Here is an 18780-nt window from a genome sequence, read left to right as displayed (position 1 = left end):
GTCATAAGGACCTGCTGTCTCACTGAAAGGGATGAACCGGACATGGCCAAATCGCTGGACGAACTGATTTCTGAGGGGGTCTCCGGCCGACGCGTGCTCGTCCGCTCGGACCTCAACGTGCCCCTGGATGGCACCACCGTGACGGACGACGGTCGCGTGCGCGCCTCGCTGCCCGTGCTCACCAAGCTGACCGACGCCGGCGCCCGGGTGATCGTCATGGCGCACCTGGGTCGCCCCAAGGGCCAGGTGGACCCCAAGTACTCGATCGCCCCGGCCGCGCAAAAGCTCGATGAGCTGGCCGACGCACCCGTCACGGTTGCCACCGACGTGGTCGGCGAGGATGCCCAGGCCAAGGCCGAGGCACTCGGGGACGGTGAAATCCTCGTGCTCGAAAACGTTCGTTACGATCCGCGTGAAACGTCCAAGGACGACGGCGAGCGGCAGGAATTCGCCGCCGAGCTTGCCGCGTTGACCGGAGCCAACGGCGCCTACGTGGACGACGCCTTCGGCGCGGTTCACCGCAAGCACGCTTCCGTGTTCGACATTGCCCAGAAGCTCCCCGGGTACCTGGGGGACCTCGTCAAGACGGAAGTGGACGTGCTCAAGAAGGTCATTTCCGATCCCGAGCGCCCCTTCGTGGTGGTCATGGGTGGTTCCAAGGTCTCGGACAAGTTGGCCGTGATCGACAACCTGATCGGGAAGGCCGATTCGCTGCTCATCGGCGGCGGCATGGTCTTCACCTTCCTGGCCGCCCAGGGCTACTCCGTGGGTGGTTCCCTACTGGAGAAGGACCAGATCGACGTCGTCAAGGGGTACCTGAACAAAGCCTCGGCCGCCGGAACCGAGATCGTGCTGCCGGTGGACGTCGTCTACGCGGCGGCCTTCGACAAGGACGCCCAGCACGAGGTGCGCCCCGTGGAGGACATCGAGGGAGGCGAGATCGGCGATTCGGGTCTGGGCCTGGACATCGGACCCGAGTCCGCCGAGATCTTCGCGGACGCGATCACGTCCGCCAAGACCGTTTTCTGGAACGGCCCCGTGGGCGTGTTCGAAATGGCGGCTTTCGCCAACGGCACCAAGGCCGTGGCGGACGCACTGGTCACTTCGGATGCCATGAGCGTGATCGGCGGCGGCGACTCCGCATCAGCCGTACGCAACCTGGGCTACAGCGACGACCAGTTCGGCCATATTTCCACCGGCGGTGGCGCTTCCCTGGAGTTCATCGAGGGTAAGCAACTTCCCGGTGTGGTGGCACTGGGCGCCTGATACCTGCCCCGAACCGATCGTGAGTGCTGGGCGGGGCCCGTGTGACGGCACGGGCCCCGCGCGGTTTTATTCGAAGGAGAAGCTATGACCAACAAGACCGATGGAAACTTTGACCGCACACCCTTGATTGCGGGCAATTGGAAAATGAACATGGACCACGCGCAGGGGATTGCTCTGCTGCAGAAACTCGCGTGGACCCTCAAGGACGCCAAGCATGATTTCCAACGCGTCGAGGTGGCCGTGTTCCCGCCGTTCACCGACCTGCGTTCGGTGCAGTCACTGGTCGAGGGCGATGGGTTGCAGATCGTCTACGGCGCCCAGGATCTCTCCGATCAGGATTCCGGCGCCTACACCGGTGACATTTCCGGTGAGTTCCTGGCCAAGCTGGGTTGCGGCTACGCGCTGGTGGGTCACTCCGAGCGCCGTACCGTGCACCAGGAATCGGATGAGCTGTGCCGGGACAAGATCCGGGCCGCCATTCGCCATAACCTGACCCCCATGCTGTGCATCGGTGAGGGCCTGGACGAGCGCCAGTCCGGGAATCACGTGGCCTTCACCCTGGAGCAGTTGCGTGGCAGCCTGGCGGATCTCAACGAGAAGGAACTCGAGGGCCTCGTGGTGGCCTACGAACCCGTATGGGCCATCGGCACCGGCGAAGTGGCCGGGCCGGAGGATGCACAGGAAATGGCCGCGGCCATTCGCGAGGAACTCGGCACGCTGTACAGCGCGGACTTCGCACGGGCAACGCGGGTTCTCTACGGCGGCTCGGTCAAGTCCTCCAACGTGGCGAGCATCCTGGCCGGCTCCGACGTTGACGGTGCATTGGTGGGCGGGGCCAGCTTGGATGCCGAGGAGTTTGCTAAGATTGCACGGTTCGAGCAGCATCTGCTCAGTAACTAAGCATTTCAACGAGCGGTTCACGGAGAGATTCCGCATCGCTCCCACGCTCGATCAGCGACTCCCCAGGAATTGAGGCTTTACGTGGAGATCCTGCAGCTTGCCCTGCAAGTGATCATTGTGGTCACCAGCATCCTGTGCGTGATGTTTGTGCTGCTCAACAAGGGTAAAGGCGGCGGCCTGTCCGACATGTTCGGCGGTGGCATGACTCAGTCCTTGAACACCTCGGGAGCGGCCCAGAAGAACGTGGTGCGCATGACCACCGTCCTGGCGATCGTGTGGGTCCTGGCCATCGTGGGCTACGCACTCTCCCTGCGGTTCGCACCCCCCGTCGTGTAATCATCAACAGCAACGCGCATGGCCCGGAGACTTCGGTCTGCGGGCCTTGCGCGTTTAACGACTGAGGTGGCGGCGGGACCCTTCTGGGCCGGGCCAGGGGTTCCACCGCCACCTCAGGTGCATGTCGGGGCTGCGGCTAGCCCTCGGGATCCTCGGGAAGACCCGGGAGGGCGTCCTCCGTGACGAGCAGCAGGGTTTCTTCGGTGCCTCGAACCGCGCTGCCGGCCACCAACAGCCGTGCGACGCACGTGAGGTGGCGGTGGGACCCTTCTGGGCCGGGCCAGGGGTTCCACCGCCACCTCAGGTGCATGTCGGGGCTGCGGCTAGCCCTCGGGATCCTCGGGAAGACCCGGGAGGGCGTCCTCCGTGACGAGCAGCAGGGTTTCTTCGGTGCCTCGAACCGCGCTGCCGGGTGCGGACTGGGCCGTGGCCTCCGAGGAACGGATGGCCGCGAGAGCCTGCGCCTTGGCGCTGCCGGCCACCAACAACCACACCCGGTCCGCAGAATTGATCGCGGGTAGGCTCATGGTCACCCGCGTGGGTGGTGGTTTGGGGGAGTCGTGCACGGCCATCACCGGGGTGTTGGTCACGGTCACTTCATGACGTCCCGGGAACAGCGACGCTACATGGGTGTCCGGGCCCAGACTGAGCAGCAGCAGGTCGAAGCGGGGCAATTCCCCGTCCACACCCTCCTGCTGAGCGGCGGTGGCGAGCTCCTCGCGATAATCGGCGGCGGCTTCCTCGGCGGTACTCATTTCATCCGATGCCGCAATGGGGTGAATGCGGTCCCATTCCAGATTCAACTGGCCCTGTGCGGCGTCGGCGGCTTGGACACCGTTGCGTTCGGAATCCGAACCGGGTACGAATCGTTCGTCCGACCACCACACGTTCACGCGGGACCAGTCGACCAGGGCGGAATCCGGGTCATTGGCGACCGCCTCGATCACCTTGTTTCCCATACTCCCACCGGTGAGCACCAGCGTGGCCTCGCCGCGCTCATCCTGGGCCTGCTCCAACACGGAGATGACCCGGCGGGACGTCTCTTGGGCAAGTTTCTCCTGGCTACCGTGGGGGACAATGCGCGCGTGGTTCACGAGGACACCTCTCCGTCCATAGCATCTTCAACGGCCTCTTCCAGCCGCGCGCTCTGCAGCGCCTTGGTGATGACATGGCCGTAGACCTCGTCCGGATCCAACCGGCGCAATTCTTCGGCCAAACATACATTGAGGTCGCGCACCGGCATGGCGATCTGCTGATCCGGCTGGCCAGGCTGTCTGAGGACGCCCACGGTGTTGCCCGGGCGGTGCAGTTCGATCGGGCCCTCATCCGTGACCAGGGTGACCCTGTCCATCCCGGACCGTTCCGACTGGGTGATGAACTTCGCCTCGCAACCCAATGCGTTGGCCAGCCAGACGCCCATGAGCACCACCGAGGGGGAGCGCTCCGCGCCCTCCACAATGACCTCACGCACGGGGACGGAACCGATCTGATCGAACACCGCGGCAAGCTGGATCCGCCAACTGGTAATGCGGGTCCACGCCAGATCGGTATCTCCCGGTCGGTACTGCTGGGACAGCTGCCGCAGCGACTTGAACGGGTCGTCAGCGCGGGCGGAGTCGGTGATGCGCCGGTGGGCGATCTTCCCGATGGACGATTCACCGGGGGAGTCCGGGAAGTCGTGGGGCCACCACGCCACAATGGGCGCATCCGGCAGCAACAACGCCGAGATCAGCGTCTCCGTGGGTTCGGCGAGTTCGCCGTAGCCGTGCAGAATGATCACTTCCGATGCGCCGGCGTCCCCGCCCATGCGCAACTGACCGTCCAGCCGGGTGGTCTCGTTGGCGGAGTGCGCCACGTGCACAATGATGCGGCACGGGTGCTCGTGGCTGGCGAAGTTGGCGGCCTCGATGGCCATTTCCGAGTGACCGGCGCGCGCCAGGATCACCAGCGTGAGCACCCGTCCCAGGGTCACCACGCCGTTCTCGTCCCGCAGCGCATGCAGCTTCTTCTCGATGAGCGAGGTGGTGGTGTTCTCCATTTGTACGATCACGGTCGCCTCCAAGCACGTCCGTCGCGAGCCATGAGCTGATCCGCCGATTCCGGACCCCAGGATCCCGGTGCGTAAGCGTCAGGCATGATGTGGTGTTGCGCCCAGTACTCCTCGAAGGGGTCCAGGATCTTCCAGGACAGTTCGACCTCCGAGTGATCCGGGAACAGCGGTGGCTCACCCAGAAGAACGTCCAAAATCAGTCGTTCGTACGCCTCCGGGCTGGATTCGGTGAAGGCGTGGCCGTACCCGAAGTCCATGGTCACATCCCGGATCTCCGACTGGGTGCCGGGCACCTTGGAACCGAACCGGATGGTCACGCCCTCGTCCGGCTGAATGCGGATCACAATGGCGTTCTGACCGAAATCGTCCTTGTCGGGGGAGCGGAACAGCAAATTGGGCGACTTCTTGAACACCACGGCGATCTCCGTCACCCGCCGACCCAGGCGTTTGCCGGCCCGCAGATAGAACGGCACTCCCGCCCAGCGGCGGTTGTTGATCTCAAGGCGCAGGGCCGCGTACGTCTCTGTGCGGGAATCGGCGGGAATGTCCTGTTCCCGGTGGAATCCCTTGACCTCCGCGCCGCCCTGCAGACCCCCCGAGTACTGCCCCAGGGCCGAGTACGCGCCCAGGTCCTCGGGGAGGATCACCGATTCCAGAACCTTGGCCTTCTCGCGACGCAGGTGATGCGCGGAGAACGCGGGCGGTTCCTCCATGGCCGTGAAGGCGAGCAACTGCAGCAGGTGATTCTGGATGACGTCGCGGGCGGCGCCCACGCCGTCGTAGTAACCGGCGCGCGATCCGATGCCGATGTCCTCGGCCATGGTGATTTGCACGTGGTCCACGTAACGGGTGTCCCACAACGGCTCGAACATTTGATTCGCGAAACGCAGGGCCAGGATGTTCTGAACCGTTTCCTTGCCCAGGTAGTGGTCAATGCGGAACACACTGTCCGCGGGAAACACCCGTTCCACGATCGCGTTGAGTTCACGGGCCGATTCCAGGTCGTGACCGAAGGGCTTCTCGATGACCACGCGCCGCCAACCCTCGCTGCCGTTGCTGTCCGCGAGGTCGTGATCAGCGAGTTTTTGGCACACCATGTCGAAGGCCTTGGGCGGGATCGACAAATAAAACGCGTGGTTGCCACGGGTGCCGCGTGATTCGTCGAGTTCTGTAAGCGTCTCCGCGAGACGATCGTAGGCGGCGTCGTCGTCGAAATTGCCGTGTACGAAACGCAAGCCGGACGCGAACTGCGCCCACATGTCCTCATTGAACGGCGTGCGGGCGTTGCCCGCAATGGATTCCTTGACGTATTCGGCGAACTGCGTGTCGTCCCAGTCGCGCCGACCGAAGCCCACCAGAGAAAACGAGGGGGGCAACAAACCGCGGTTGGCCAGGTCGTACATGGCCGGTAGCAGCTTCTTCTTGGCGAGGTCGCCGGTCACGCCGAAGAGCACGAGGGACGACGGCGCCGCGACGCGCGTCAGGCGCCGGTCCCGAGGATCTCGCAACGGGTTGCTGTTTGGGTGGTGAGGCACAATGCTCCCTGACTCATCCGGACCAACGGACCGGGGTGTGACGACGTGAGCGTGACACCCCGGTCCGCGGTGACCGGAAAATATGAATAGTAATGATCTTAGAGCTCGGTGGTGGCCTTCAGGAGTTGTTCCACGCCCGCCGCACGATCGGTGAGGCGCAAGCGCAGCACCGGGCGGTGGTGATCCGTGAGCACCTGTGCATCGCCATCGGCCTGAGCCGAGATCAACTCGCCGAACGAGAACGGGATACCGGGAATGTCCACGTCCGTGTCCGTCGCGGCCGTGACCTGGAGGTACACGCCCTGGGCCGGTCCGCCCTTGTGGTACTGACCGGTCGAGTGCAAAAACCGCGGACCCCACCCGAACGTCACGGGGCGCCGGGTCTTCTCGGCCAGCAACGGACGGATCTTCTCGAGGTCCGCCCAGCCCAGCCGATCGAAGTACGCCTGCACGCTCACATAACCATCCTCGGGCAACTGACCGAGCAGGGCCTTGAGCGCCTCGACCACCGTGGTTGCGCCCTGAAGCACCTGCTCGGAACCGCGGATCTCAATGGCACCGTCGGTGGCTTCCGCGGGGCTGGGCTCCGGGGACGAAGCCAGCAGTGCGCGCGTCGCGTTCTTGGCGGATTCAACGTCCGGCTGATTGTAGGGATCAATTCCCAGGAGCCGTCCGGCCACGGCGGTGGCCACTTCGAGCGCCATCATCATGGCGGCCAGGGATCCGGAGATCGCCACGGCATCGCCCTGATCCGCGGGTTCGGCGTCTTGGGGGACCAGGGAGATGACCAGAATGTCGCCCGCGCCGCTGGTCAGCTCGGGAGCGTTATCGGACACGACGACCGGCAGCACACCCGTGCCGGACTTACCGGTGGACTCCGCAATGAGCTGCTCGGCCCAATCCGCAAAACCCACTACCGGAGCGCCGTTGTTGACGATCACGATCTTGTCGCGCAACGGTGTGGTCCCGCCCAGTGCCGCGCCCAGGCGCAGGCCGATATTGTCCTCGGCGTCGTCGCGCAGGAACTCCGAGGCTTCTTCGGCGTCGTCCAGGAGCCGCTCGATGTCCACGCCGGCCAGCCCGGAGGGGACCAGGCCGAACGCGGTGAGTGCGGAAAACCGACCGCCCACATTGGGATCCGCATTGAAGACCTTGCGGTATCCGGCCTCGCGGGCGGAGCCGTCCATGGGAGACCCCGGGTCAGTCACCACCACGATGCGCTGCGGCGCATCAATGCCGGCCTTCTCGAACGCCGCCACGAACGCACGACGCGCCGAGTCCGTCTCCACCGTGGAGCCGGACTTGGAGGAAACCACCAGGGCGGTCCTGTCGAGATCCTGCACTGCCAGCTGCACCATGTCGGGGTCGGTGGAGTCCAGCACGAAGAGGTCCACACCCTCGGTGCGGGTGATCACCTCGGGGGCCAGGGACGAACCTCCCATGCCCGCCAGCACGAACCGCGTGACCCCTTCGGAGGCGAAGTCATCGCGTAACTGCACGATCTCGGCCACGAGCGGACGCGACACCGTGGCGGCCTCGGTCCACCCCAGACGAATCCCGGCCTCTTCTCGGGCCGCGGGTCCCCACAGGGTGGGGTCCTTGGCGAAGAGTCTGGACGCGAAGCGTTCATCGACCAAGCCGGGGACCGCGGATTCAATGGCCTGACGCGCGGCGCCTGCCGCAGACAATGACAGTGAGCTCAAAACGAGCCTCCTCGTGGGTGCGATGCGTGCTGGTGGGTGGGCGATCGGTCAATCAGCGGGCGTTGTCCAGGGCGGTACGCACCGTTTCCAGCAGCTCATCCCAGGACGTGGCGAACTTGTCCAGCGCCTCGGTCTCGAGCTGGTCGACCACGTCCTGGTACGAAATGCCCTGCTCGGCAATCGCATCCAGTAGCTCATTGGACTCCCGGTAGGTGCCGGTAATGGTGTCCCCGGTGACCTCACCGTGATCGTAGGTCGCGTCCAGGGTCTTCTCCGGCATGGTGTTGACCGTGTGGGGAGCCGCCAGTTCGGTGACGTACAGGGTGTCCGGGAGGGACGGGTCCTTGACGCCGGTGGAGGCCCACAGCGGGCGCTGCGCATTGGCGCCGGCGGATTCCAGTCGCCTCCAGCGTTCGGTGGAGAACTGCTCCTGGTAGATCTGGTACGCCAGGCGGGCGTTGGCCAGGCCGGCCTTGCCCTTGAGCGCCTTGGCCTCGTCCGTGCCCACCGCGTCCAGTCGCTTGTCGATCTCGGTGTCCACGCGGGAGACGAAGAACGACGCCACGGAGTGGATGGTGGAGAGGTCCTTGCCGTTCTCCAGGGCCTCCTCGAGGCCCACCATGAAGGCGTTGATCACCGCGCGGTAGCGTTCGAGCGAGAAGATCAGGGTCACGTTGACCGAGATGCCTTCCGCGATCGTTGCGCTGATGGAGGGCAGCCCGGCTTCGGTGGCCGGAATCTTGATGAGCGCATTGGGGCGGTCAATGGTCTGGGAGAGTCGCTGCGCCATGGCAGCGGTGGCGTCGGCATCCTGTGCGAGGCGGGGGTCGACCTCGATGGACACCCGCCCGTCGACTCCCTGGGTGGCCTCGGCGATCGGGGCGAACACGTCGCACGCGTCGCGGACGTCGTCGGTGGTGATCGCGAGGACGGCCTCGTCCACGTCCGCGCCGGACCGGGCGAGTTCGGAGACCTGCTCCGCGTAGGACTCACCGTTGGCCAGGGCCGCGGCGAAAATGGTGGGGTTGGTCGTAACACCCACGACGTTCTTGGCGTCGATCAGTTCCTGCAGGTTGCCGCTGGTCAAACGCTGGCGGGACAGATCGTCGAGCCAGATGGAAACGCCCGCGTCGGACAGCTTCTTGGTGGGAGTGCTCACTGTGACTTCCTAACGTTGTGCCGGAAATTCTGCTGGTGCCGTGCGGGGCGCGCGCTGCGCCCCGCACGGCGGTAGGGGAGTCTCAGCGCACGGCGGCGATGGACTCCTGGGCCTTGCTGACCACGTCCTCGGCGGTGATGCCGAATTCGCGGTAGAGGGTCTTGTAATCGGCGGATTCGCCGAAGTGCTCCAGGGACACGGCGCGACCGGCGTCTCCCAGGATGTCGTTCCAGGACATCTTGATGCCCGCCTCAACGGACACGCGGGCCTTGACACCGGAGGGGATCACCGACTCGCGGTAGTCCTCATCCTGGGCATCGAACCACTCGCGGCACGGCATGGACACCACGCGGGCGGCAACGCCCTGCTCGGCCAGCTGCCGGCGAGCCGCAACGGCCAACTCGACCTCGGAGCCGGTCGCAATCAGAACGACGTCGGGTGTGGAGTCCGTGTCCGCGAGCACGTACGCGCCGCGGGCCACGCCCTCCGCGGAGGCGAACTTCTCGCCCTCGGCGTCCGGGTGCAGGTCCACGCGGGCGAACGTGGGCAGGTTCTGGCGGGTCAGCGCGATACCGGCCGGACGGTCGTGGTGTTCGAGCATGGTGCGCCAGGCAACCGCGGTCTCGTTGGCATCGGCCGGGCGAACCACGTCCAGGCCGGGAATGGCGCGCAGAGAGGACAACTGTTCGACCGGCTGGTGGGTGGGGCCGTCCTCACCCAGACCAATGGAGTCGTGGGTCCACACGTAAATCGAGGGCACCCGCATGAGCGCACCGAGGCGAACCGCGGGGCGCTGGTAGTCCGAGAAGATCAGGAACGTCCCGGAGAACGCACGGGTCTGCGTGCTCATGACAATGCCGTTGACGATGGCCGCCGCGGCATGCTCACGGATACCGAAGTGCAGCACGCGACCGTACGGCGAACCGTCCCACATGTCCGTGGAGCGCTTGGCCGGGATGAAGGACTTGGCGTTGTCGATCGTGGTGTTGTTGGAGCCCGCGAGGTCCGCGGAGCCACCCCACAGCTCGGGGAACGTGTCCGCAATCGCATTGATGACCTGACCGGAGGCCTTGCGCGTGGCGACATCCTTGCCGGCCTCAAACGTGGGGAAGGCCGCCCGGTAATTCTCGGGTAGTTCCTCGTCACGGATCCGGTCGTACAGGGCGGCCTTGTCCGGGTTGGCCTCGCGCCAAGCGGCAAAGGACTTCTCCCATTCGGCGCGTTCCTGCTTGCCGCGCTCACCCACGGAGCGCACGTGCTCGAAGATTTCGGGTTCGATCACGAACGACTCGTTCTTGTCGACGCCGAGGATCTCCTTGGTGGCGGCGACCTCGTCCTCGCCGAGCGCGGAGCCGTGGATGGCGCCGGTGTTCTGCTTGGTGGGGGCGGGCCAACCGATGATGGTGTTCAGCGCAATGATGGAGGGCTTGTCCGTGACCTTGGTGGCGGAGACGATCGCGTTGTACAGCGCGTCCAGGTCTTCCTTGTACTCGCCACCCTGGCGCCAGTCGACGCGGGCGACATCCCAGCCGTAGGCCTCATAGCGGCTCAGAACGTCCTCGTTGAACGCCACGTTGGTGTCGTCCTCGATGGAGATGTTGTTGTCGTCGTAAATCACCACCAGGTTGCCCAGTTCCTGGGTGCCCGCCAGCGAGGACGCCTCGGAGGTAATGCCTTCCTGCAGGTCACCGTCGGAGGCGATCACGAACACGTTGTGGTCGAACGGCGAGGTGCCGGCAGCGGCGTCGGCGTCGAACAGCCCGCGCGTGTAGCGCTGACCGTAGGCGAAGCCCACCGAGGAGGCCAGGCCCTGGCCGAGCGGGCCGGTGGTGATCTCCACCCCGGTAGTGTGGCGGTACTCGGGGTGGCCGGGAACCTTGGAGCCCCACGTACGCAGGGACTCCAGGTCGTTCATTTCCAGGCCGTAACCGGCAAAGAACAATTGCAGGTACAGCGTGAGCGACGTGTGGCCGGGGGAGAGAACGAAGCGGTCGCGGCCGGTCCAGCGGTCATCACTGGGATCGTGACGCATGATCTTCTGGAACAGCATGTACGCCACGGGCGCCAGGGACATGGCGGTGCCGGGGTGACCGTTGCCCACCTTCTGTACGGCGTCAGCGGCGAGTACACGCGCGGTGTCCACGGCGCGAGCGTCCTGCTCGGTCCAGTTCAGCGGTTGCTCAAGGTTCGGCACGGTAGCTAGTCCCTTTCATCGGTGGGGTACTCCACTGCGGCCCATGAAATCCGACGTCGTTGGGCCGGGTGGGTCACACGGGTTTCAGCGTTAACCTTAGTCCCGCAGCCGAGGCCGCGTCAGTGTCTTGTGCTGTTGGTGAATCACGCGTCCGGGCGTGCCAATCATCACCCGGAATTTACGCATTATGACGGCTATACTTCTGTACGGGTATGGGCACGCGTCCGGAGGGCGGTGCCCGCCCGGTACGGCTCGGAATACCACGGCGCCGGATTCGATTATTTGGAGCATTGATTCTGTGAACCCCCTTGATACCGCGGCACAGTCGGGTCGAAGCGCATCGCAGGCCTCCCGCGGCCACGGTGCCACCGGCTCTACCATCGGCTCGGTAGCGCCGGTGGGTTACGAGGGTCCCATGACGGCCGGGCGCAAGATCAAGGCCTACGTGGCGCTCACCAAGCCCCGCATCATTGAACTTCTGCTGGTGGCCACCGTTCCCACCATGATCTTCGCCGAGCAGGGCATGCCCAATTTCTGGCTCATCCTGAACACCTTGATCGGCGGCAGTTTGGCCGCCGGTGCCGCGGGCGCGTTCAACTGCTACATCGACCGTAACGAAGACCGTCTGATGAAGCGCACCGCGCGTCGTCCGTTGGTCACCGGCGAAGTGGGCGACCGGGAAGCACTGATCTTCGCGTGGGTGCTCTCCGCGGTGGCCGTGGCCTGGTTGACCTTCGGGGTCAGCGTGTTGTGCGGTGTGCTCGGCGTGGTCGCCATTGCTCTGTACGCCGTGTTCTACTCCATCATCTTGAAGCGCCGCACCGCGCAGAACATTGTGTGGGGCGGTATTGCCGGCTGCATGCCCGTCCTGATCGGCTGGGCCGCGGTGCGCGGGACCATTGACTGGCCGGCGCTGGTGCTGTTCATGTTCATTTTCTTGTGGACCCCGCCGCACTACTGGCCGCTGTCCATGAAGTACGCGGAGGACTATTCCCGCGCCGGTGTTCCCATGCTGGGCGCCGTGGACACCGCCCGCTCCGTGGGAGCCCAGGTGGTGCTTTACGCGTGGGCCACCGTGATCTGCTCCTTGCTGCTGGTTCCGGTGGGCGGCGCGGGCTGGGTGTACGCGCTCATCGCTCTGGCTTCCGGCGGCTGGTTCCTGTACCACTGCCACACCCTGCACTCCATGGCCCAGTCCGGGAAAGCCACGCTCAAGCAGGCCATGTTCGTGTTCCACGGCTCCATTGCCTACATCACCTTCGTGTTCGTGGGCGTGGCCCTTGACCCGTTCGTCGGCGGACCGATTCTCTGATCCGGTTCCGACCGTGCCTGACACGTGTGGCCCCTCTGACGCGCGGTGACTCCCATCGTGCCGAGGTATTTGTGTAAGGGTCACCTAAACTAACTCCATGCAGTCCATGACTTTCTCCGGTGTCATTGCCTATCCCATAACGCCCTTCTTGCCGGGCGGCGGATTGGACCTGGAGTCATTGGAACTGAGCGTGGCCAAGCTGGCACGCAGCGGAGTGGACGGCGTGGTGGTCCTGGGGACCTCCGGCAGCTTTGCGTACCTGAGCGCCGAGGAACGTGCCCGAGTGGTCAAGGTGGCGGTGGATGCGGCGTCGGGGTCGGAAACCCCCGTGGGCGTGGGTATCTCGGCCATGACCACCCGAGAAGTCATGACCATGGCGTACGCGGCGGAGAACAACGGTGCGGACGGGCTGGTGCTCAATCCACTCAGCTACATCCCGCTGGTCTCGCAGGAAATCGCCGATCAGGTGGAAACCGTGGCGTCATCGTTGTCGCTACCGCTGTGTTTGTACAACAACCCGGAAACCACGGGCTTCAACTACCCCGTGGAACTTGCCGCGGAACTGTCCTGGTTGGACAACGTGGTGGCCTTCAAGGACACGGTGTTATCCGGCAGGCTCTTCCACTCGCGTCAGCTGCTCTACGCCCAGCGCGCGGATCCGACCACCGTGCACGGAATCAGCGGGGATCAAATCATCGTGGCCGATTACCCCATGGCTGCATGGCACACCGGCATGGCGGCCCTGTTGGCTCCGGAGTTCGTGGCCTTCCACCGCGCGGTCATCCATCACCGCTCCAGCGAGGCGGCCCTGTGGAGCGCCACCCTGGCGCCGCTCATGCAACTCATGGGTCAGGAGCGGCCGCTGTCCGTGCTCTACGCCTTGGCCGAGGTGTGCGGGGTGCGCACGGGAGCTCCGCGCCGACCTCTGCTGCCGATCCCCTCTCGCAGCAAACGAATGCTCGCGGACGCGGTGGCGCAATTGCGCGCCGCCAGCCCGCACATCGCGCACTGACTCAGAGGACCGGCTCTGTGACGTCGCTGTCGCGGGCCAGGGCACGATCGGCGAGGGCCTCGGTGGGGTCCTTGGTGATCTGGAAACTGATTGAGCACACGCGCGTGGCGGCCCAGATCATGATGGCCGAGAGCACCATGTGGATGGCCACGGACAGGACCGGGACGTTGTTGAGGTACTGGTAGTAACCGACCAGGCCCTGCAGCACCAGGACACCCGCCAGAAGCATGTAGGCGCGCACGAGCACCTTGGGCCAGTTCTGTTTCATGCCCAGAATCAGCGCAATGACCACGGTGGCCACGATCAGGTACACCGGTACCACGTGGGTGAACGTGATCAAGCGGGGCTCGAAGGCGAGACGGGCGGAGTCTTCATCCCCGGCGTGGGGGCCCGTTCCGGTGACCAGGGTGCCCACGTACAGGATGATCGCGGACAGAACGCCCACGGCCGCGGCGAGGAGCCGGACCGGTACTTCGCGACCGGGAAGCTGACCGGGCCGCTGGGCGTACGCAACGGTGGCCAGGCCGGCGCGGCGGGTGTCCAGAACAAGGAGCGTGGCCAGCACGATCATGGTGGCCGAGACGAGGTAGTGGGCACCCACCACCAGCGGGTGCAGCTGCACCAGCACGGTGATGCCACCGATCAGCGCCTGCACGGGGATGCCGATGCCCAGGAGCAACGCGAACAAGAACATGCGGGGGAACTGGTGGCGCAACCGCAGAACCGACAGGAACGTCAGAACGGCAACCACCGTGAGCACGAACGTCAGCAGGCGGTTGCCGAACTCGATGAGTCCGTGGATTCCCATTTCGGCGGTGTTGGTCCACGACTCGTCGGTGCACCGCGGCCAGGTGGGGCAGCCCAGGCCGGAACCGGTGAGACGGACCAGTCCGCCGGTGAGGATCAGGAGACTGTTGGCCACCACTGAGGCGATGGCCATGGCACGGACCCAGGGGGTCACGGTGGAGGGCCACCAGAAAGTATCGGTGACGGACGGGGACACGGTGGCAGACATGGCGTTGCTTCCAGATGCTGAGGAATGAGGTAGGGAAAGTGTATCGGCCCAGCCGGAGAATCGGCTCAACGAGGTGAACCTAAACCCACTTGAACCATTTGACCGTCGCGGCCCAGCTGAGAACGGCCCAGACGGCCAGAATGAGTGCGGGGACCACGGCGAACTGCCCGGCCAGGAAGCAGCCGCGGAGCAGCTCGCCGGCTGCTGCCGAGGGCAACAGGTCGACCAGCCAGGAGATCCACCCCGGCAGGGCCGAGGTGGGGAACAGCACGCCACCACCCGCGGCCAGGGCAACCCACACGAGATTGAGGATGGCCAGCGTGGCTTCCGCGCGGAGGGTGCCGGCAATGAGCATGCCCACACCGGTGAAGGCCACGGCCACGAGCAGAAGCAGGGGAAGGGACGCCAGAACGGCCAGCGGCTCCGGCCGCCATCCCATCAGCACGGCCGTACCGCTGATCAGGATGTACTGCAGCGCCAGGACCGCCACGATGGCCAGCAGCTTCCCGGCAATCAGGCCGCCACGGCCCAGGGGAGTGGTGGAGAGATATCGCAACACCCCGTAGCGCCGGTCGAAACCGGTCTGGATGCCCTGTCCGGAGAAGGCGCTCGAAATCACGCACAGCACGAGCACCCCGGGCACGGCCACGTCCAGGCGGGAGGCGCCGTCGGGCCGGAACGAATCAAGCAGGTCGGTGACGGTGAGACCCACCAGGGCGAGGATCGGCAGGATGATCAACAGCAGAAATTGCTCGCCGTTGCGCACCATGGTGACGGTTTCGTACCGGGACTGCGCCAGCACTCGCGCCGGAAGGCTTGCGGCGCGGGAGTGCCGCCCACCGGCGGCTGCCAGGGTGCTCATCTGGGATCACTTCCTGAGACTTCCAAGAACACGTCCTCCAGGGATCGGGGTTGCACACTGAGCGCCTCGGGCACCCAGTCATCGAGAGTCGCCCACTGGGTGATCTCGCGGATCAGCGGGGCCGTGAGCTCACCGGTGAGCGTCACCGTGCGGTCCTTGACGGTCCACTCGATCTCCCGGAAGGACTCGGTGTGCCACGGTGGCTGTTCGCGCAGATCGGCCGCCCGACTCTCGGGCAAGGTCACGGACATGACCACGGGGGCGTGCTGTTCCGCGCTCACGAGATCCGCAACCGTGCCCTGGGCGGCCACGGAACCGTGGTGCACGATGTAGACATAGTCGGCCAGCCGAGCGGCGTCGTCCATGAGATGGGTGGTGAGAATGATGCAGGTGCCCGCATCGCGCAACTGCGCAATCAGTTCGAACACGATTTGTCGTGACTGGGGATCCAAACCGGCGGACGGTTCATCCAGGAACAAGACCTCGGGCCGGCCAATGAGCGCCGCGGCCAGACCCACGCGTTGGCGCTGGCCGCCGGACAGCCGTCGAACGGACGTGGTGGCGAACGGTTCGATGCCGAGCAGGTCCACGAGTTCCGTGACCGGGCGGGGATCCCGGTACAACCGGCTCACGTGGCGCAGCAGTTCCATGGGCCGCACGGCCTGGGGGAGTCCGCCGTCCTGAAGCATGACTCCAACGCGGGCCCTGACCTCGGGCGAGGCCTGCCACGGATCCTCGTTCAGGAGACGAACGGCGCCGGAGGTGGGGCGCAACAACCCCTGCGCGCACTGCAGCGTGGTGGTCTTGCCGGCGCCGTTGGCCCCCAACAGGGCGGTCACCTGACCACGGTGGGCGGCCATGCTGAGCCCACGAACCGCGTGCACCCGTGCGCCCCTGCGCTCGAAAGTCTTGGACAGGTCCGTGATGTGGAGAGCCGGGGCCTGGGAACCGGGGTCGAAGTCCGGAGCAGACTGTGTGGGAGCAGGGTGGTTCAGCACCACGACAGTCTATGCGGTGACACCTGGACCTCCCGTGTGAGGCGGATCCCACTGGCGGAAGGTCACCCTTAGTGGATTGGGAATGGATTAGCGCATACCCTTGTTGTGTATTGCAGGTCCACCTCGACGTGGATCGTGACCGGAGGCCGATCAGCGAAATCAGGCCCGCAACGCAGGCAATCCAGAGGATGTCCCACACAGCATGAGTTCCCAAGCAACGGAACACGCCACTTCGGTGCGCGCAGACCACGACGAGACCACTCGTTCGCGGGTGCTGTCTCTGGTGCTTGCTCACGGCCCCGTCTCCGCCGCGCAGATCGCCAAGGACCTTGGTCTTACACCGGCCGCCGTGCGCCGGCACCTGGACGCACTCGAGGCCGAACAAGTCATTGAAGTCTCTCTGGTCCGCAGCACCCAGGGCGGCGCGGGTCGCCCCGCGCGGCGTTACGTGGTGGCCGCGGAAGGCCATGATCTGCTCGGCAACGACTACCTGACCCTGGTGCGCAAGGCAATGCACACCCTCGAAGAGACCGGTGGCGAGGAACTCGTCCACGACTTCGTGGCCGAACGCATCCAGGAAATGTCGGAGAGGTACCGTCCCGTGATCAACGCGGCCGGGCCCGACGTCGAAGATCGACTCAATGCCTTGACCGCCGAGATGAGCCGCGACGGTTTTGCTGCCTCCCACACCGTAGTGACCCCGCGGGGCCCCAAGGGCGTGAGCATGCGCTCCGCCCAGCTGTGCCAGGGGCACTGCCCCGTGCGCGAGATCGCCGCGGAGTACCCCGATTTTTGCGAACTGGAAACCTCCATGATCGCCCAGCTGTTGGGCGTGGACGTGCGCAGGCTGTCGACCATGGCCGCCGGCGCCCACGTTTGCACCACACACGTACCGTTGCAGCGCCGCTCAACGGCACCGACCACCCACACTAATCAACAACCGCACGACAAGGAGGGTTGTCATGACTGAGCGCACCGTTCCCGCAGACACCGCGGGCAGCAAGCCAGAAGACACCGTGATCTCCGAGATCCTGGAAATGAACCCGGAACTCGAGGGGATCGGTCAGTACCAGTACGGCTGGGCTGACAAGAACGACGCCGGCGCCTCGGCACGCCGAGGCGTCGACGCTGACGTGGTCCGTGACATTTCGGGTAAGAAGAGCGAACCCGAATGGATGCTCAACCTGCGTCTGAAGGGGTTGAAGTTCTTCGATCGCAAGCCCATGCCCACGTGGGGCGCGGACCTGTCCGGGATTGATTTCGACAACATCAAATACTTCGTGCGTTCCACCGAGCAGCAGGCCGGCTCGTGGGAAGAGCTGCCCGAGGACATCCGCAACACCTACGAAAGGCTGGGCATCCCCGAGGCCGAGCGCAACCGCCTGGTTGCCGGTGTCGCCGCCCAATACGAGTCCGAGGTGGTCTATCACCAGATCCGTGAGGACCTGGAGCGCCAAGGCGTCATCTTCATGGACACGGACACTGCCCTGAAGGAGCACCCGGAGTTCTTCGAGGAGTACTTCGGCACCGTGATCCCGGTGGGTGACAACAAGTTCGCCGCGCTGAACACGGCCGTGTGGTCCGGCGGTTCCTTCGTGTACGTGCCCAAGGGCGTCCACGTGGACATCCCCCTGCAGGCCTATTTCCGGATCAACACGGAGAACATGGGCCAGTTCGAGCGCACCTTGATTATTGCCGATGAGGACTCCTACGTTCACTACATCGAGGGTTGCACCGCGCCGATCTACAAGACCGACTCGCTGCACTCCGCCGTGGTGGAGATCATTTGCAAGAAGAACGCCCGCGTTCGGTACACGACCATCCAGAACTGGTCCAACAATGTGTACAACCTGGTGACCAAGCGCGCCATTGCGCACGAGGGCGCCACCATGGAATGGGTCGATGGCAATATCGGTTCCAAGGTCACCCAGAAGTACCCGGCCGTGTACATGACCGGTGAGCACGCTCGCGGTGAGACCCTGTCCATCGCGTTTGCCGGCGAGGGCCAGCACCAGGACACCGGTTCCAAGATGGTACACATCGCCCCGAACACCTCATCCTCCATCGTCTCCAAGTCGGTGGCCCGTAACGGTGGTCGTTCCGCCTATCGCGGTTTGGTTCAGGTGCGCGAGGGTGCCAAGCACTCCAAGTCCAACGTGGTGTGTGACGCCTTGCTGGTGGACACGATTTCTCGTTCGGACACCTACCCGTACGTGGACATCCGCGAGGACGACGTCACCATGGGCCACGAGGCCACGGTGTCCCGCGTCTCCGAGGAGCAGCTGTTCTACCTGATGCAGCGCGGTATGGCCGAAGAAGAGGCCATGGCCATGATCGTGCGCGGCTTCGTGGAGCCCATTGCCCGCGAACTGCCCATGGAGTACGCCCTTGAACTCAACCGCTTGATCGAATTGCAGATGGAAGGATCCGTTGGCTGA

The 18780-nt window shown here is 65.0% G+C and carries 16 protein-coding genes; 7 read left to right on the top strand and 9 right to left on the bottom strand.

What is annotated here, in order from left to right:
- The first annotated feature begins 42 nt into the window (after positions 1–42).
- The 3 genes from ABEA06_RS03465 to secG all read left to right on the top strand — a co-directional run bounded on the left by ABEA06_RS03465 (position 43) and on the right by secG (position 2502).
- On the top strand, positions 43–1266 hold the full coding sequence (locus tag ABEA06_RS03465) for a phosphoglycerate kinase (protein ID WP_312395519.1): 1224 nt from the start codon (positions 43–45) through the stop codon (positions 1264–1266).
- An 84-nt stretch (positions 1267–1350) separates the two neighbouring features.
- Positions 1351–2166 (top strand): triose-phosphate isomerase, encoded by an 816-nt coding sequence (gene tpiA, locus ABEA06_RS03460; protein ID WP_345310567.1) that lies wholly within the window; start codon positions 1351–1353, stop codon positions 2164–2166.
- A gap of 81 nt (positions 2167–2247) precedes the next feature.
- Positions 2248–2502, top strand: a complete 255-nt coding sequence (gene secG / locus ABEA06_RS03455; RefSeq protein ID WP_190780331.1) for a preprotein translocase subunit SecG — start codon at positions 2248–2250, stop codon at positions 2500–2502.
- Between the two features lie 323 nt (positions 2503–2825).
- Here the strand turns inward: secG and pgl are convergent, their stop codons facing one another.
- From pgl to tkt, 6 genes are all read right to left on the bottom strand, one after another.
- A complete protein-coding gene (pgl, locus tag ABEA06_RS03450) occupies positions 2826–3596 on the bottom strand; it encodes a 6-phosphogluconolactonase (protein WP_345310566.1) in 771 nt (256 codons plus the stop codon).
- On the bottom strand, positions 3593–4552 hold the full coding sequence (locus tag ABEA06_RS03445) for a glucose-6-phosphate dehydrogenase assembly protein OpcA (protein ID WP_345310565.1): 960 nt from the start codon (positions 4550–4552) through the stop codon (positions 3593–3595). Before ABEA06_RS03445 ends, pgl begins: the two co-directional genes overlap by 4 nt.
- A complete protein-coding gene (gene zwf / locus ABEA06_RS03440; protein ID WP_425559490.1) occupies positions 4549–6060 on the bottom strand; it encodes a glucose-6-phosphate dehydrogenase in 1512 nt (503 codons plus the stop codon). Before zwf ends, ABEA06_RS03445 begins: the two co-directional genes overlap by 4 nt.
- A gap of 125 nt (positions 6061–6185) precedes the next feature.
- On the bottom strand, positions 6186–7790 hold the full coding sequence (locus ABEA06_RS03435; protein WP_345310563.1) for a glucose-6-phosphate isomerase: 1605 nt from the start codon (positions 7788–7790) through the stop codon (positions 6186–6188).
- Between the two features lie 52 nt (positions 7791–7842).
- On the bottom strand, positions 7843–8949 hold the full coding sequence (gene tal, locus ABEA06_RS03430) for a transaldolase (RefSeq protein ID WP_303382456.1): 1107 nt from the start codon (positions 8947–8949) through the stop codon (positions 7843–7845).
- An 82-nt stretch (positions 8950–9031) separates the two neighbouring features.
- A complete protein-coding gene (gene tkt / locus ABEA06_RS03425) occupies positions 9032–11143 on the bottom strand; it encodes a transketolase (protein ID WP_345310562.1) in 2112 nt (703 codons plus the stop codon).
- Between the two features lie 415 nt (positions 11144–11558).
- On the opposite strand from tkt, the gene ABEA06_RS03420 reads away from it, so the two are divergent.
- A complete protein-coding gene (locus ABEA06_RS03420) occupies positions 11559–12455 on the top strand; it encodes a heme o synthase (protein WP_303382462.1) in 897 nt (298 codons plus the stop codon).
- A gap of 97 nt (positions 12456–12552) precedes the next feature.
- On the top strand, positions 12553–13467 hold the full coding sequence (locus ABEA06_RS03415) for a dihydrodipicolinate synthase family protein (RefSeq protein ID WP_345310561.1): 915 nt from the start codon (positions 12553–12555) through the stop codon (positions 13465–13467).
- 1 nt (position 13468) lies between these two features.
- On the opposite strand, the gene ABEA06_RS03410 is transcribed toward ABEA06_RS03415, so the two are convergent.
- The 3 genes from ABEA06_RS03410 to ABEA06_RS03400 all read right to left on the bottom strand — a co-directional run bounded on the left by ABEA06_RS03410 (position 13469) and on the right by ABEA06_RS03400 (position 16339).
- Positions 13469–14482, bottom strand: a complete 1014-nt coding sequence (locus tag ABEA06_RS03410) for a COX15/CtaA family protein (protein WP_345310560.1) — start codon at positions 14480–14482, stop codon at positions 13469–13471.
- 79 nt (positions 14483–14561) lie between these two features.
- Entirely contained in the window at positions 14562–15344 is a 783-nt protein-coding gene (locus ABEA06_RS03405; RefSeq protein WP_303382452.1) for an ABC transporter permease, read from the bottom strand.
- On the bottom strand, positions 15341–16339 hold the full coding sequence (locus ABEA06_RS03400) for an ABC transporter ATP-binding protein (RefSeq protein ID WP_425559489.1): 999 nt from the start codon (positions 16337–16339) through the stop codon (positions 15341–15343). Before ABEA06_RS03400 ends, ABEA06_RS03405 begins: the two co-directional genes overlap by 4 nt.
- Before the next feature lie 205 nt (positions 16340–16544).
- On the opposite strand from ABEA06_RS03400, the gene ABEA06_RS03395 reads away from it, so the two are divergent.
- Positions 16545–17312 carry a helix-turn-helix transcriptional regulator gene (locus ABEA06_RS03395; RefSeq protein ID WP_303382450.1) on the top strand — a complete coding sequence of 256 codons (768 nt, stop codon included), beginning with the start codon at positions 16545–16547 and terminating at the stop codon, positions 17310–17312.
- Positions 17305–18780 carry a Fe-S cluster assembly protein SufB gene (sufB, locus tag ABEA06_RS03390; protein WP_303382449.1) on the top strand — a complete coding sequence of 492 codons (1476 nt, stop codon included), beginning with the start codon at positions 17305–17307 and terminating at the stop codon, positions 18778–18780. The genes ABEA06_RS03395 and sufB overlap by 8 nt, the downstream gene beginning before the upstream one ends.

It is taken from the genome of Kocuria gwangalliensis (assembly GCF_039544365.1).
GTDB classification, from domain to species: domain Bacteria; phylum Actinomycetota; class Actinomycetes; order Actinomycetales; family Micrococcaceae; genus Kocuria; species Kocuria gwangalliensis.
The sequence above is the reverse complement of the archived record's forward strand: the minus strand, read 5'-3'. Positions and strand labels throughout refer to the sequence as shown.

What these genes read in the sequence shown, in the direction of transcription:
- tpiA (WP_345310567.1), top strand. Translation starts at nt 1,351, where the DNA reads ATGACCAACAAGACCGATGGAAACTTTGACCGCACACCCTTGATTGCG.
- sufB (WP_303382449.1), top strand. Translation starts at nt 17,305, where the DNA reads ATGACTGAGCGCACCGTTCCCGCAGACACCGCGGGCAGCAAGCCAGAA.
- ABEA06_RS03395 (WP_303382450.1), top strand. Translation starts at nt 16,545, where the DNA reads ATGAGTTCCCAAGCAACGGAACACGCCACTTCGGTGCGCGCAGACCAC.
- ABEA06_RS03405 (WP_303382452.1), bottom strand. Translation starts at nt 15,344, where the DNA reads ATGAGCACCCTGGCAGCCGCCGGTGGGCGGCACTCCCGCGCCGCAAGC.
- ABEA06_RS03410 (WP_345310560.1), bottom strand. Translation starts at nt 14,482, where the DNA reads ATGTCTGCCACCGTGTCCCCGTCCGTCACCGATACTTTCTGGTGGCCC.
- ABEA06_RS03465 (WP_312395519.1), top strand. Translation starts at nt 43, where the DNA reads ATGGCCAAATCGCTGGACGAACTGATTTCTGAGGGGGTCTCCGGCCGA.
- ABEA06_RS03415 (WP_345310561.1), top strand. Translation starts at nt 12,553, where the DNA reads ATGCAGTCCATGACTTTCTCCGGTGTCATTGCCTATCCCATAACGCCC.
- ABEA06_RS03420 (WP_303382462.1), top strand. Translation starts at nt 11,559, where the DNA reads ATGACGGCCGGGCGCAAGATCAAGGCCTACGTGGCGCTCACCAAGCCC.